The 13,598-nt window shown below is 72.2% G+C and carries 14 protein-coding genes; 7 read left to right on the top strand and 7 right to left on the bottom strand.

What is annotated here, in order from left to right:
- Positions 1-62 precede the first annotated feature (62 nt).
- The 3 genes from E6R60_RS25545 (at position 63) to E6R60_RS25535 (ending at position 3,995) form a co-directional block, all read left to right on the top strand.
- Entirely contained in the window at positions 63-1,406 is a 1,344-nt protein-coding gene (locus tag E6R60_RS25545; protein WP_136329001.1) for an alanine racemase, read from the top strand.
- A 63-nt stretch (positions 1,407-1,469) separates the two neighbouring features.
- Positions 1,470-3,095, top strand: a complete 1,626-nt coding sequence (locus tag E6R60_RS25540; protein WP_136329000.1) for a D-aminoacylase — start codon at positions 1,470-1,472, stop codon at positions 3,093-3,095.
- A 54-nt stretch (positions 3,096-3,149) separates the two neighbouring features.
- On the top strand, positions 3,150-3,995 hold the full coding sequence (locus E6R60_RS25535; protein WP_136328999.1) for a DUF1206 domain-containing protein: 846 nt from the start codon (positions 3,150-3,152) through the stop codon (positions 3,993-3,995).
- A 105-nt stretch (positions 3,996-4,100) separates the two neighbouring features.
- Here E6R60_RS25535 and E6R60_RS25530 read toward each other — a convergent pair whose 3' ends face one another.
- From E6R60_RS25530 to E6R60_RS25505, 6 genes are all read right to left on the bottom strand, one after another.
- Complete coding sequence (locus E6R60_RS25530) at positions 4,101-5,030, bottom strand: serine protease (protein WP_136328998.1); 930 nt, start codon at positions 5,028-5,030, stop codon at positions 4,101-4,103.
- Between the two features lie 114 nt (positions 5,031-5,144).
- Positions 5,145-5,804, bottom strand: coding sequence for a response regulator transcription factor (locus E6R60_RS25525; protein WP_136328997.1), 660 nt, complete (start codon positions 5,802-5,804; stop codon positions 5,145-5,147).
- Positions 5,801-6,955 carry a histidine kinase gene (locus tag E6R60_RS25520; protein ID WP_168713671.1) on the bottom strand — a complete coding sequence of 385 codons (1,155 nt, stop codon included), beginning with the start codon at positions 6,953-6,955 and terminating at the stop codon, positions 5,801-5,803. The genes E6R60_RS25525 and E6R60_RS25520 overlap by 4 nt, the downstream gene beginning before the upstream one ends.
- On the bottom strand, positions 6,952-7,791 hold the full coding sequence (locus E6R60_RS25515; protein WP_136328996.1) for a CPBP family intramembrane glutamic endopeptidase: 840 nt from the start codon (positions 7,789-7,791) through the stop codon (positions 6,952-6,954). The genes E6R60_RS25520 and E6R60_RS25515 overlap by 4 nt, the downstream gene beginning before the upstream one ends.
- Positions 7,792-7,942: 151 nt before the next feature.
- On the bottom strand, positions 7,943-8,809 hold the full coding sequence (locus tag E6R60_RS25510; RefSeq protein WP_136328995.1) for an AraC family transcriptional regulator: 867 nt from the start codon (positions 8,807-8,809) through the stop codon (positions 7,943-7,945).
- Positions 8,810-9,016: 207 nt separating this feature from the next.
- Complete coding sequence (locus E6R60_RS25505; RefSeq protein WP_136328994.1) at positions 9,017-9,868, bottom strand: LysR family transcriptional regulator; 852 nt, start codon at positions 9,866-9,868, stop codon at positions 9,017-9,019.
- A 94-nt stretch (positions 9,869-9,962) separates the two neighbouring features.
- Between E6R60_RS25505 and E6R60_RS25500 the strand changes: the two genes are divergently transcribed.
- The 4 genes from E6R60_RS25500 to E6R60_RS25485 all read left to right on the top strand — a co-directional run bounded on the left by E6R60_RS25500 (position 9,963) and on the right by E6R60_RS25485 (position 12,935).
- Positions 9,963-10,694, top strand: a complete 732-nt coding sequence (locus E6R60_RS25500) for an SDR family NAD(P)-dependent oxidoreductase (protein ID WP_136328993.1) — start codon at positions 9,963-9,965, stop codon at positions 10,692-10,694.
- Between the two features lie 80 nt (positions 10,695-10,774).
- Entirely contained in the window at positions 10,775-10,987 is a 213-nt protein-coding gene (locus E6R60_RS25495; RefSeq protein ID WP_136328992.1) for a DUF4287 domain-containing protein, read from the top strand.
- A 225-nt stretch (positions 10,988-11,212) separates the two neighbouring features.
- Positions 11,213-12,424, top strand: coding sequence for a pyridoxal phosphate-dependent aminotransferase (locus E6R60_RS25490; protein WP_136328991.1), 1,212 nt, complete (start codon positions 11,213-11,215; stop codon positions 12,422-12,424).
- Between the two features lie 91 nt (positions 12,425-12,515).
- Positions 12,516-12,935, top strand: a complete 420-nt coding sequence (locus tag E6R60_RS25485; RefSeq protein ID WP_136328990.1) for a hypothetical protein — start codon at positions 12,516-12,518, stop codon at positions 12,933-12,935.
- A gap of 48 nt (positions 12,936-12,983) precedes the next feature.
- On the opposite strand, the gene E6R60_RS25480 is transcribed toward E6R60_RS25485, so the two are convergent.
- On the bottom strand, positions 12,984-13,445 hold the full coding sequence (locus tag E6R60_RS25480; protein ID WP_136328989.1) for a hypothetical protein: 462 nt from the start codon (positions 13,443-13,445) through the stop codon (positions 12,984-12,986).
- Positions 13,446-13,598: the final 153 nt, after the last annotated feature.

Raw genomic sequence — 13,598 nt, 5'->3', positions numbered from 1 at the left:
CAACAACGCCGGAGCACCCTACGGCGTACCGACCGACTGACTTCGACCGAGGAGGCACCTCCATGGCCGCCGAACGCCCCGCTGCCGGACCCGCCGGACCCGCCGGATCCCCCGAAGTCAGCGAGCTCGCCGGTCTCGCCGGGCTCACCGCCGAGCGCGTCGACCACCGGTTCAAGGCCCTCCCGCCCGACGCGGCCGGCCTGACCGTCGGCGAGCTGGCCGGCCAGCGGCGCAACCTCTTCACCGGCGGGTTCACCACCCCGGTGCTCGCCCTGTCGGCCGAGTCCGTCGCGCACAACCTCGCCCTCCTGGAGACGTACGCGCAGCGGCACGGCCTCGCCTTCGCCCCGCACGGCAAGACCTCGATGTCCCCGCAGCTGTTCGCCCGACAGCTGGAGCACGGCGCGTGGGGCATCACCGCCGCGGTCCCGCACCAGGCGCGCGTCTACCGGGCTTTCGGGGTCCGGCGGATCTTCCTCGCCAACGAGCTCGTCGACGCCGTCGCGCTGACCTGGGTCGCGGGCGAGCTGGACGCCGATCCGGACTTCCGGTTCGTCTGTTACGCCGATTCGGTGCGCGGCGTCGAGCTGATGGACGAGGCCCTGCGCGCGGCGGGCGCCTCCCGCCCCGTCGACGTCGTCGTGGAACTCGGCGCGGGCGAGGGCGCCCGCACCGGCGCGCGCACCGACGCCGACTGCGCCGCCGTCGCCGACGCCGTGGCCGCCACCGGTACGCTGCGCCTGGTGGGCGTGGCCGGCTACGAGGGCGAGGTGCCGGAAGCGACGGGCGAGCGGGTACGGCAGTGGCTGCGCCGACTCGTGGGTCTGGCGGCCGAGTTCGACGCGGCGGGGCGGTTCGCCGCACTGGACGCCGGGGAGCGGATCGTGATCAGCGCGGGCGGCAGCGCATGGTTCGACGCGGTAGCGGACGTGTTCGCGGACATCCCCGAACTCTCCCGTCCCGTACTCAAGCTGCTCCGGTCCGGCGCGTACGTCTCGCACGACGACGGGCACTACCGCCACCTCACCCCCTTCAACCGGGTCCCCGAAGAGGGCGCGCTCCAGCCGGCGTTCCGGCTCTGGGCCCAGGTCGTGTCGCGTCCGACGGCCGAACAGGCCTTCCTGAACGCGGGCAAGCGGGACGCGGCCTACGACCTCGACCTCCCTCGGGCGCAGGTCGTGCGGTCCGGGCGCGACGGCTCGGTGCACGCGGCGTCGGGGATCGAGATCACCGGACTGTCGGACCAGCACGCATGGGTGCGGACGGACGAGGGGGCCGAGCTGGAGGTCGGGGACTGGGTGGGGATGGGGCTCTCGCACCCCTGCACGAGCTTCGACAAGTGGCAGCTGATCCCGCTGGTCGAGGAGGACGGCACGGTCGCGGACTACATCCGTACGTTCTTCTGATCCCGGCCACTGATACCGGCGGCCGGGATCGCCACCCTCGGCCGCCTGCGAAAGGCACCCCCCATGGACCTGGTCATCCGCGACGCCCGCGTCATCGACGGCACCGCCACCCCCTCCTACCGCGCCGACGTGGCCCTCGCCGACGGGCGCATCGCGGAGATCCACCGCCAGGGCTCCCCCGGCCCCCGCCCCACCGCTCCCCGCACCCTGGAGGCCGACGGCCTCGCGCTCTCCCCGGGCTTCGTCGACATGCACGCCCACAGCGACCTCGCCCTGCTGCGCGACCCCGACCACAGCGCGAAGGCCGCGCAGGGCGTCACCCTCGAAGTGCTCGGCCAGGACGGGCTGTCCTACGCCCCCGCCGACGACCGCACCCTCACCGAGGTGCGCCGGGCCATCACCGGGTGGAACGGCGACGGGAGCGACATCGACTTCGACTGGCGCACCGTGGGCGGGTACCTCGACCGGCTCGACCGCAACTTCGGCGGCCGGGGCATCGCGGTGAACGCCGCCTATCTGATCCCGCAGGGCACCGTCCGGATGTACGCGGTCGGGTGGGACGACCGGCCCGCCACCGAGGCCGAGCTGAACCGGATGAGGCGACTCGTCGACCGGTCCATGGCCGAGGGCGCCGTAGGCATGTCCTCCGGACTCACCTACACCCCCGGCATGTACGCGGACGACGCCGAACTCACCGCCCTGTGCCGGGTGGTGGCCGATCACGGCGGCTACTACTGCCCGCACCACCGCTCGTACGGAGCCGGGGCACTGGAGGCCTACGAGGAGATGGTGCGGCTCACCCGCAGCGCGGGCTGCGCCCTCCATCTCGCCCACGCCACCATGAACTTCGGGGTGAACGAGGGCCGCGCCCCGGAGCTCCTGGCCCTCCTGGACCACGCGCTCGACGCGGGCGCCGACATCTCCCTCGACACCTACCCGTACACCCCGGGCTGCACCACCCTGGCCGCGATGCTGCCGAGCTGGGCGAGCGAGGGCGGCCCCGGGCCGGTCCTGGCGCGCCTGGCCGACGACCCGACGGCGGCGCGGATCCGCCACGATCTGGAGGTCGTGGGGTCGGACGGCTGCCACGGGGTGCCGATCGAGTGGGACACGATCGAGATCTCCGGCGTCGGCGCACCGGCCCTCGCCGCCCACGTCGGCCGTACGGTCGCCGAGTCCGCGCGCCTGCGGGGCGAGGAGCCCTGGGTGACCGCGCGGCGGCTGCTGCTCGACGACCGGCTCGGGACGACGATCCTCCAGCACGTGGGCCATGAGGCGAACGTCCGGCAGATCATGCGCCACCGCGTCCACACCGGCGGCAGCGACGGCATCCTCCAGGGCGACAAGCCGCACCCCCGGGCGTACGGCACGTTCCCGCAGTACCTCGGGCGGTACGCGAGGGAGCTGGGCGTCCTCTCCCTGGAGGAGTGCGTCGCCCACCTCACCTCCCGCCCGGCGGCTCGTCTGCGGCTGCCGGACCGCGGGTACGTGCGGGAGGGGTACCGCGCCGACCTGGTGCTCTTCGACCCGGTGACGGTGGCGGCGGGCTCCACGTTCGACGCGCCCCGCACCCTGCCGACGGGCATCCCGTACGTGCTGATCGACGGCCGTTTCGTCATCGAGGACGGGAAGCGGACGCAGGTCCTGGCGGGCCGGTCGGTGCGGTCCACGGACACGCCGGCACGGTAGGCGGGGTCCGCGGGAGCGTAGTTTCTCCCCGCCTTTCCCGGGCAACCGGGGGTCATGAATACATTTGCGGCAGCGCGAAGAGGCAAAGGAAAGGCGCGCCAGGCCGGCGACAGCAAAGCGGTCGAGGTGGGCGGGCGGGCGGGGTTCGTCGCCCGTGGGGTGATCTACTTCCTGGTCGGTTTCCTTGCGCTACGGATCGCCTTCAACGGCGGCGACAGCAAGAAGCAGGCCGACCGGGGCGGCGCCCTCTCGGAGATAGCCCAGAAGCCGTTCGGCTCGGCCCTGCTGTGGGTCCTGGGCATCGCACTGGTGGGCATGGCCCTCTGGCGGCTGTCCGAGGCGATCTTCGGGGCGCCCGGACCCGACGGGGACAAGGCCACCAAGCGGCTGGCCTCGGCGGGCCGGGCCGTTTTCTACGGTTTCGTCGCCTACTCGGTCCTGTCGTTCGCGGCGGGCGGCAAGAGCAGCGGCAGCGGTTCCAGCGACTCGCAGTCCCAGGACGTCACGGCGAAGGTGCTGGACCTGCCCGGCGGCCGCTGGATCGTGGGCCTGGCCGGCGCCGCCATCGTCGGCGTGGGCCTGTGGATCGCGGCCCGGGCCGCGATGCGCAAGTTCCACAAGCGCCTGCGGATGGAAGCCATGTCGCCGGCTCAGCGGCGCGGGGTCGACATCACCGGAGTCTTCGGCGGTCTCTCGCGAGGAATCGTCTTCGCGGTCGCCGGCGGATTCGCCGTGTCCGCCGCGGTGAAGGCCCGCTCCGGCGAGGCCAAGGGCATGGACGACACCCTGCGCTCCTTCGCCTCCGCCCCGGCCGGTCCGTGGCTGCTGGCCCTGATCGCCATCGGACTGGCGGCCTTCGGCCTCTTCTCCTTCGCGCACGCCCGCTGGCGCAAGATCTGAGACACGGGTGGGGCGGGGCGGCAGCTGCCGCCCGCCCCGCCCCACCCGCTCGGTCCACCTGCCCGCCCGGCCGTCAGGCCGGGCGGTTCGTCGTGTCCGGGGCCGTTACGGCTTGGGCAGCGCACACCCCGCACGGCTGAGGTCGAAGACGTTGCCGGGGCCGATGCACGGCACGATGCCGTACGTCTCCTGGGCGTAGTTGATGCCCTCGCGGACCGTCACCTGCCCGCTCTCGTCGACCTCGCACGGGTTGTTGTCCGTGCACCGCTGGCCGTCCTCGTTCCCGGTGTTGTTGACGGCGACGACCTTGCCGGTGGCGTTGTCGATCACCGGCGAGCCGGACGTGCCGCCGATGGTCTGGCAGGCGGAGGTGTAGCGGACCGAGTCCTTCCAGGTCCACTCGCCCTCCTTGAGGCGGTAGACGAACCCGTCGATGTTGCAGCTGTACGTGCGCTTCCAGTACCCGGACACGACGGTGATCGCGGTGCCCTGGACCGGGTGCGTGGTGTTGAGCTCCAGCGCCTTGATCCCGTAACGGCTCTCGATCTGGGCGTACGTGGAGGTGAGTTGGTACACCGATATGTCGGTGTCCGTCATCGTCCCGTACGCGATCTTGCTCGCCCGGACGGTGCCGACACCGCTGCCCGAGGCGTTCAGCAGCGTGAAGCTGCGGGTGGACCGCTGGTTGAACACGACCTCGCCCGGGCCGGGGAACCCGGACTCCATGCAGTGGCCGTTGGAGAGCACGAGCGCGGGGTCGCCCGGCTGGGAGCCGGGCGCGCGGACGACCGACCCCGAACAGTTGCTGAGCGCCACCGTCCCGGCGAAGCCGATGGCCTGGGCCCTGATGTGACCGGCCGCCAGGCCGGACGACGCCGCGTCCGACGCGGTGCGGCCGACGGATGCTGCTGCGGATGCCGATGCCTTGGCCGTGCTGGCCGCCGGCGCGTCGTGGCTTGTGGCCGCCGCCGCGGGAGCGGTGCCGGCTCCGAGGAGCAGCACCGCGAAGAGCGCACCGACGAGAGGCTTTTTCATGTGGGGGTCCCCTCACGTGACCTGCGCAGAGCGTGGAAAGCCTCTGCGACCGGAGTTCTTCCGGTTTGACATGCGCATGTTGGCGCACTGGGGGGAACGCCACAAGGGGCGAATTCAGGTCACGAGGCCCTGGCGGTAGGCGTAGACGACGGCCTGGACACGGTCACGGAGTCCGAGTTTGGCGAGGATGCGTGACACGAAGGTCTTGACGGTCTCCGGGCTGATCAGGAGGGTCCCGGCGATCTCGCTGTTGGAGAAGCCGTCCGCGATGAGTCGCAGGACCTCCAGTTCGCGAGGGGTCAGCGGCAGGTCCTCCGGGGGGCCGCCGGTGGGCCGGATCCGGGCGGCGTACCGGCCCACCAGCCGGCGGGTCACCTCGGGGTCCAGCAGCGCCTGCCCGGTCTGCACGGTCCGGATCGCGTGCAGCAGCCGGGACGGAGGCGCGTCCTTCAGCACGAACCCGCTCGCTCCGGCGCGCAACGCCTCGTACACGTACTCGTCCAGATTGAAGGTGGTCACCACGAGCACCTTGACGGGATCCGCCACGCCGGCGCCGGCCAGCAGGCGGGTGGCCTCGATGCCGTCGAGCACGGGCATGCGGATATCCATCACGACGACGTCGGGGCGCAGCCGCCGGGCCAGGTCGACGGCGGTCCGCCCGTCCCCGCACTCGCCCGCCACCTCCAGGTCGGGCTGGGCGTCGATGATGGTGGCCAGCCCGGTGCGGACCAGGATCTGGTCGTCGCAGACGAGGACCCGGACGGGCGTGGTCATGACGGGCTCCCCGCGGGTATGCGCGCCCGGACGACGAAGCCGCCGTCGGCGCGGAAGTCCGCGCTGAAGTCGCCTCCCAGGACGTCGACGCGCTCGCGGAGCCCCGCGAGGCCCCGCCCGCTCCCGCCGGGAACCCGGGCCCGTGAGCCGGAACCGTCCGTGCCGACCTCCACGACGATCTCCCTTTCACTGTGCCGCACCTGGACGGAAGCGGTGCTCCCCCGGGCGTGCTTGAGGGCGTTCGTCAGGGCTTCCTGGACGACCCGGTAGGCCACGAGGTCGGCGCTGCCGGTCGACGCCGCCGGGATGCCCTGCTCGGTGAACTCCACCGTCTGCCCGGACCGGCGGCTCTGTTCCACGAGGGTACGGATCCGGCCCACGGCCGGTGTCCTGGCCTCGGCGCCGTGGCCGGGGTCGAGCAGGTCGAGCAGGTGCCGCAGGTCGGTGATGGCCCGTCGGCCGGTGTCGGTGACGGTGGCCAGGGTCTGGTCGAGCCGGTCGGGAGCGGCGGTCAGATAGCGGGCCGCCTCGGTCTGGACGACCATCGCCGTCACGTGGTGGGTCACGATGTCGTGGAGCTCGCGGGCGATGCGGGTGCGTTCGGCGAGGCGGGTGTCCTCGGCGACCCGGAGGCGGCGTTCGGCCTCCAGGATGCGGGTGCGCCGCAGCCAGGCCCCGGCGGCCCAGGCGAGGGCGAGCGCCGCGTAGAAGGAGACGAAGCCGACCAGGCTCTCACCGGGCCCCGTCCGGGAGAGCACGACCGCCAGTGCCGCGTACGCCCCGGAGAGGACGAGCACGGTGGCGCGCCGGTGCCGCTCCAGATGGGAACCCGCGCTCAGCAGGACGAGGGGCAGCGCGGTGCCCGCGATCAGGTGGTAACCCCTCAGCTGGTCCACGCCGAAGCCGAGCACCACCAGGGCGAGAGCCGCCGCCGGCCACCGCCGGCGCGCGGCGAGCGGGAGGCTTTGGAGGCAGACGACCACCACGCCGAGCACGTCGAGGGAGCGGGCCGGCAGTCCGCCGATCTCCGTACCCCGGTTGTGGAGCGCCGGCAGGAGCGACATCGCGAGGAGAAGCAGCCCGAGGGGAAGATCGCGGACCGTGACGTCCAGCCGGTGCCACCGTTCCGGAAGTCTCCGAAGTCTGGTCACCGGGGAACTCTAGCGGCGGTCCCGGCTTCGACGACGCGCCGGCCGCGCCGGGGCACCACGTGGCCGCGCCGGTGGGCCAGCCACATGAACGCCACCGTCAGCACGGCCCCGGCCAGCACCGCGTACAGACTGGCCTCCGGCCCGAAGTCGCCGCCGGTCAGCAGATGCGGGCCCGACGTCGCGGAGTCCAGAAGCCCTTGGGGGGTGTCGTTGCCCGAGACCTCGGTGCTGAAGATGCCGGACTCGGCGAAGTTCCAGCCGAGGTGCACGCCGATGGGAAGCCACAGCGTGCGGGTGGCCGCGTACGCGGCGGCGAGCATGCCGCCCGCCTCGACGGCGATGGCGACGGCGCCCCAGAGGCTGGCGTTCGGGTTCAGCAGGTGCATGAGGCCGAACAGGGCTCCGGTCAGCGTCAGCGCGAGCCAGGTGCCGCCGCGTTCCTCGACGACCCTGAACAGGATGCCGCGGAACAGCAGTTCCTCGGTGACCGCGGCGGCCGCCATGAAACCGATCAGCCCCATCGCGCCGGTGACCGAGCCGATGCCGTCCACGTGGTACTGCCCCGAGACCGCCAGGATCAGGATGACGGCCGAGAACAACGGCACGCCGATCAGCACCCCGCGCCCGGCGGCCGCCCTCGCGCCCCCGGGGGCCAGCTCGGTGACCGGGCGGTGCTCGGTCCGCCCGACCACCCACCGGTAGGCCGCCACGGCGAGCACCGCGGTCAACAGGCCGAGAACCAGCGTGAGCCACGGATTCCCGTCCACGGCGGCCACGCACTGACCGCCGATCATCCACACCGCGCCGACGGTCACCAGCTGCCATACGACTCTCATGCGCACTCCTCTGCCGGGCCCGCGGACGTCTCCCGCGGCTACGGATCCGACGCTACGGATCAGGCGTACCGGAGTCGTCACCGCTCGGTGGACACCTGCGCGTAGCTCGCACGGGGGACACGGCCGCGGGCCCGGGCGGGCGGGGCGCCCCTCAGACCTCCGTCCGCTCCACCGGGATCCACAACTGCGCTTCCGCATGTGCCCCGTCGGGCGTCAGACGCGTGCGCAGGATCTCGGGCCCCGGCCGGCTGCGGTACGGGTTGGACGGGAACCACTCGGTGAACACGTCGCGCCACAGGTACTGAAGGGCCTGCGGGAACGCCCCGGAGCTTTCGAAGACGGCCCAGGCGCCCGCCGCCACGGGAAGCGCGTCCATGTCCTCGGGGACGGCCGCCGAGCTCACCACCCCGTGGTAGTAGTCCAGTTCGGTCCCCTCGGCCCGGCTCTCGGCGAGGTCGTCACTGACCTGGACGATCCCCTCCGGCTCCTGGTCGGAGAGGCGCTTGATGCGCTCCACGGTCTCCTTGTCGATGCTCCGGACGAACGCGGCGATGGCGGGGTTCATCCCCTCGTGCACCAGCGGAACGCGCGCCTTCCTCCCCACCACACAGAACGTCTCCTTCTCCACGATCCGGTATCGCATGCTGCTGGTCCCTTCGACGACGAGGCGGAAGGACATCCGGGGCTGGGACCGCAGCGCGGCCCCGGTCCGCCTGGCCTCACCCGGACCGATGCCGTGCACCGCCCGGAACGCGCGGGCGAACGCCTCGCCCGAGGCGTAGCCGTACCGCACCGCGACGTCCAGCAGAGTCCGCTCACCGGCCAGCACCTCCGCGCCCGCGACGGTGAGCCGCCTGCGCCGGATGTACTCCGACAGCGGCATCCCGGCGAGTGCGGAGAACATCCGCCGCAGGTGGTATTCCGACGTCAGGGCGATCCTGGCCAGCTCGGCGACCTCGATGCGGTCGGCGAGACGGCGCTCGATGTGGTCCATGGCCTCGTTCAGCCGTTCCAGCACCCCGGGCCTCCTTCCCTTTCCCCCACCACGCTAGGAACCGGCCGCCCTCCCCCACCCGACATCCTGTGCCCGGCCCGGTCGGGTGCCTCAGCGGGCTCGCTACGGCACGCCGAACCGGGCCGGGCGGTGCCGGGCCCCTTCACGGTGTGCTCACTGAGCCGCTGCGTGCCGGGACGCCGGGACGGGGAATCGCCGGGCTCGTCGGCACTACAGGAGGCGCGTCGCGGTGCGGACGAGGTCGGCGACGGCTCGGGAGCGGCTGTGCGGGGGCCAGGCGATCACGGTGGTGACGGCCGGTGCGTCCAGCACGGGCACGGCGGTGAGGTCATCCGGCAGTTGGGCCCGGCACGACTCCGGTGAGACCGCGCACGCGCGGCCGAGTGCGACGAGCTGCAACAGCTGCGCGTGGTCGCGGACCTGCGGGCCGGGGCCGGGCGGGTAGGTGCCGTCCGGGGCGGGCCAGCGCGGCAGGGGCAGGCCCGGCAGCGCGCTGATGTCGGCCATGCGCACATGGGGCCGGACGGTGAGGGGATGCCCGGCGGGCAGGACCACGACCTGGCCCTCCGTGGCGAGCTCTTCGGCGTGGAACCCGGCCGTCGAGTCGAACGGCCGGTGCAGCAGCGCCACGTCGGCCCGCCCCTCGCGCAGGAATCGTTCCTGCTCGGCCGGCCCGCACAGGATGACGTCGACGGGGACCGTGCCCGGTTCGGCGGCGTACGCGTCGAGGAGACCGGCCAGCAGTTCCCTGGACGCGCTGGCTTTGGTGACCAGGACCAGGCCGGGACGCCCGGTCACGGAAAGGGCGGCGCGACGGGTCCGGCGCTCGGCCGCACCGACCGCGTCGAGCGCCGCGCGGCCCTCGGTCAACAGCACCGAGCCGGCCTCGGTCAGCGTGACCGTGCGGTTGGTGCGATCCAACAGCGCTGCCCCGAGGCGGCGTTCGAGCTGCTGGATCGCCCGCGACAGAGGCGGCTGCGCGATTCCGAGCCGCTGCGCGGCGCGCCCGAAGTGCAGTTCCTCGGCGACAGCGATGAAATAGCGCAGTTCCCGGGTCTCCATGCGGTCACGCTACTCCGCGTTCATACCCTGCGGGTATCGCCGCCCACCCGATCGGTGTTGGACCCCCGCCGGGCTCCGAGGAAGCATCGTCCCCATGAGCGAACGAAAGACCGCGCTGGTCACCGGCGCGAACAAGGGAATCGGCTACGAGATCGCCGTCGGCCTGGGCGCCCTCGGCTGGAGCGTCGGCGTGGGCGCCCGGGACGGCCAACGCCGCAAGGACGCGGTGGAGGCGCTGCGTGCGAGCGGCGTCGACGCCTTCGGCGTACCGCTGGACGTGACCGACGACGCGAGCGCGACCGCCGCCGCACGGCTGATCGAGGAGCGGACCGGGCGCCTCGACGTACTCGTCAACAACGCCGCGATCACCGGCGGCATCCCGCAGGAGCCGACCCTGGTCGATCCCGCCACCATCCGGACCGTCGTGGAGACCAACGTGATCGGCGTCATCCGCGTCACCAACGCGATGCTGCCGCTGCTGCGCCGCTCCCCCTCACCCCGGATCGTGAACATGTCCAGCAGCGTCGGCTCCCTCACCCGTCAGTCGGGAACCGGCGGTGAGCAGACGACGGGTCCGGTGGCCGTGGCGTACGCGCCGTCCAAGACGTTCCTGAACGCCGTCACCGTCCAGTACGCCCGGGAGCTGAGCGACACGAACATCCTGATCAACCTCGGCTGCCCCGGCTACGTCGCGACCGGCCTCAACGGCTTCAGCGGGGTGCGCACCCCCGAGCAGGGCGCGGCGATCGCCCTCAGACTCGCGACCCTGCCCGACGGCGGCCCGACCGGTCAGTTCTTCGAGGACGCGGGCGCGGTTCCCTGGTGAGGTCGTGCGGTTTCCGGCGGGCCGACGGTCGGACCCGGCTGTCGGACCCGGCTGTCAGACCCGGCTGTCAGACTTCCGGCATGACCGATGCAGTGAAGGGCCCCGCAAGCTATTTCCCGTCGATCGAGCAGAAGTACGGCCGTCCGGTCGCGGAGTGGAAGGACCTCATCCGCGCCTCGCCGCTGACCAAGCACATGGAGCTCGTGGGCTGGCTCAAGTCCGAGCACGCGATGGGCCACGGCCACGCCAACGCGCTGGTCGCCCACACCCTCGCCGAGGACAGGAGCGAGTAGCCGAGCGGCCGCGGCGCGCCGTGGCGCATGTCACCCGGTCCCGTCGGTCACGTCCCCGTCCCACCCCATTCCAAGCCCCGGCCCGCCCCGCGTCCCGGATTCCGACGGTCCGGGGGCGCGGAGGCATGGCGATGGAAGCCGGGGCGGTGGGCGGACCGACCCGGGTGGGTCAATGCGCGGGGAAAGGCCGGGCGGCCCGCGAAACACAGTCGTAAGCTCGCAGACATGCAGGTCATCCAGTCCACGAAGCTCGCCAACGTCTGTTACGAGATCCGAGGCCCCGTGCTCGAGGAGGCGATGCGGCTGGAAGCAGCAGGTCATCGCATCCTCAAGCTGAACACCGGCAACCCTGCCGCGTTCGGTTTCGAGTGCCCGCCCGAGATCCTCGAAGACATCCTGCGCAACCTGTCGGGGGCGCACGGTTACGGCGATGCGAAGGGGCTGCTGTCCGCACGGCGGGCGGTGATGCAGCACTACCAGACCAAGGGGATCGACCTCGACGTCGAGGACGTCTACCTGGGCAACGGCGTCTCCGAGCTGATCCAGATGTCGATGCAGGCCCTGCTCGACGACGGCGACGAGGTGCTCGTACCGGCTCCGGACTATCCGCTGTGGACTGCGTCCGTCTCGCTCGCCGGCGGAACGGCCGTGCACTACCGGTGCGACGAGCAGTCGGACTGGATGCCGGACCTGGCCGACATCGAGCGGAAGATCACCGACCGCACCAAGGCCATGGTGATCATCAATCCGAACAATCCGACCGGCGCCGTCTACGACGACGAGATGCTGCGCGGCCTGACGGAGATCGCCCGGCGGCACAACCTGGTGGTCTGCTCCGACGAGATCTACGACCGGATCCTGTACGACGGCGCGACGCACACGCCGACGGCGACGATCGCCCCCGATCTGATGGTGCTCACCTTCAACGGGCTGTCCAAGAACTACCGGGTGGCCGGTTACCGGTCCGGCTGGCTGGCCGTCTGCGGGCCCAAGGCGCACGCCTCCTCGTACATCGAGGGGCTGACGATCCTCGCCAACATGCGGCTGTGCGCCAACATGCCCTCCCAGCACGCCGTGGCCACCGCGCTCGGCGGGCGGCAGTCGATCAACGACCTGGTGCTGCCGGGCGGCCGGATCCTGGAGCAGCGGGACGTGGCGTACGACCTGCTGACGCAGATCCCGGGGGTGACCTGTGTGAAGCCGAAGGGGGCGCTGTATCTCTTCCCCCGGCTCGACCCCAAGGTCTACAAGATCAAGGACGACCGGCAGATGGTCCTCGACCTACTGCGGGCCGAGAAGATCATGGTGGTCCAGGGGACGGGGTTCAACTGGCCGGACCCCGATCACTTCCGGGTCGTGACGCTGCCCTCGACGGAGGACCTGACCGACGCGATCGGCCGGATCGCCCGCTTCCTGGACGGCTACGGTCAGGTTTAGGGCCCAGGGCGACCCTCCAGCATCGAAGACAGACAACTTTAGACTGAATCCAAGCTAGGATGGTTCTCACAGCATCACCAGGAGGCCATCCATGTACGAACCGATCCGCACCAAATCGGTCCACACACCGGCCGACCACGCCGACGACTTCCCGCACCGCACCCGCGAGGAGGAGCTGGACATCCAGCTCGCCGGGCACCTGGCCGCACTGCTCGCGGTCACCGACGAACTGGGTCTCGCCGAGGCGGGCGACCGCATCGCCGAGCAGGTCGCCCGGTTGCGCGGCGCACCGCCCGCCCGGCACGCGGGCCTGAGCGACGCGCCGGCGATCGCCCTCCACCGCCGTGCCCACGCCCTCGCGGGCCGGGCGCTGGTCGTGGCGGCGTCCCGCGCCGACACCGTGGTCGCGATCCTCTCGGCCGAGCGTATGGACGCCCACACCGCGGCGGTCTCCGCCGCTGCCGCCGCCGACTCCCCCGCCGCCCCGCCGCGGCTGGTCGGCGCCCTCTGACGGCCCCGGTCCACGGCCGTCGAGGCTCGTGGACCGGGTGCCACCCCTTCACGGCGTGGCGCTCGCCGACTGCCGGGCCAGGGCTGTCGACAGGAAGGTCACGTCGGCGAGCACGCACTGCGGCCTGCCCCGCACCGGGGCCGGCCCCGCGGCCGACCGGGTCGCCGTGGCCCCCACCGCCAGGTCCCTGAAGATCACGGTGCGCTTCCCGGCCGGATCGCTCCCGCCCTTGCCCCGCGGGGCACGGAACCTGACGTGGACCGTGAAGGTGCCGGGCCGCTTCGCCCGGCTCTCCACCCGCACCTCCGCCACCGGCCCGCCGGTGACCTCATCCTTCCGGCAGGACACAATGCTCACGTCCTGGTCCGGGAAGCGCAGGTCCTCGTGGTTCTTCCCCCAGACGTAGAAGAACGCCACCACGAGCGCGACAGGCGACAGCACCAGCAGCGACGCCATCACCACGATCAGGATCACCACCCGGCGCGGTGTGCCGGTGCGCCGCCGCGGCATACCGGTGTGCTGATCCGGATACGGCGGTATCCCCGACAACGTCATGGCCCCCACAACCCCCGCACCCCCCGGCGCGGCCCCGTCAAACGTAGGCCGGGGCGCAGCCCGCCAACAGCTCCGGCCGGTCACGACCCGACCACGAACAGGGCCGGC

Origin of the sequence: Streptomyces sp. A0642, from assembly GCF_004795105.1 — a bacterium.
In the GTDB taxonomy this organism is placed as follows: domain Bacteria; phylum Actinomycetota; class Actinomycetes; order Streptomycetales; family Streptomycetaceae; genus Streptomyces.
This window is presented reverse-complemented; position numbering and strand designations above follow the sequence as displayed.

Coding starts and splice junctions, on each gene's coding strand:
- E6R60_RS25545 (WP_136329001.1), top strand. CDS start 63: ATGGCCGCCGAACGCCCCGCTGCCGGACCCGCCGGACCCGCCGGATCC.
- E6R60_RS25540 (WP_136329000.1), top strand. CDS start 1,470: ATGGACCTGGTCATCCGCGACGCCCGCGTCATCGACGGCACCGCCACC.
- E6R60_RS25535 (WP_136328999.1), top strand. CDS start 3,150: ATGAATACATTTGCGGCAGCGCGAAGAGGCAAAGGAAAGGCGCGCCAG.
- E6R60_RS25530 (WP_136328998.1), bottom strand. CDS start 5,030: ATGAAAAAGCCTCTCGTCGGTGCGCTCTTCGCGGTGCTGCTCCTCGGA.
- E6R60_RS25525 (WP_136328997.1), bottom strand. CDS start 5,804: ATGACCACGCCCGTCCGGGTCCTCGTCTGCGACGACCAGATCCTGGTC.
- E6R60_RS25515 (WP_136328996.1), bottom strand. CDS start 7,791: ATGAGAGTCGTATGGCAGCTGGTGACCGTCGGCGCGGTGTGGATGATC.
- E6R60_RS25505 (WP_136328994.1), bottom strand. CDS start 9,868: ATGGAGACCCGGGAACTGCGCTATTTCATCGCTGTCGCCGAGGAACTG.
- E6R60_RS25500 (WP_136328993.1), top strand. CDS start 9,963: ATGAGCGAACGAAAGACCGCGCTGGTCACCGGCGCGAACAAGGGAATC.
- E6R60_RS25495 (WP_136328992.1), top strand. CDS start 10,775: ATGACCGATGCAGTGAAGGGCCCCGCAAGCTATTTCCCGTCGATCGAG.
- E6R60_RS25490 (WP_136328991.1), top strand. CDS start 11,213: ATGCAGGTCATCCAGTCCACGAAGCTCGCCAACGTCTGTTACGAGATC.
- E6R60_RS25485 (WP_136328990.1), top strand. CDS start 12,516: ATGTACGAACCGATCCGCACCAAATCGGTCCACACACCGGCCGACCAC.
- E6R60_RS25480 (WP_136328989.1), bottom strand. CDS start 13,445: ATGCCGCGGCGGCGCACCGGCACACCGCGCCGGGTGGTGATCCTGATC.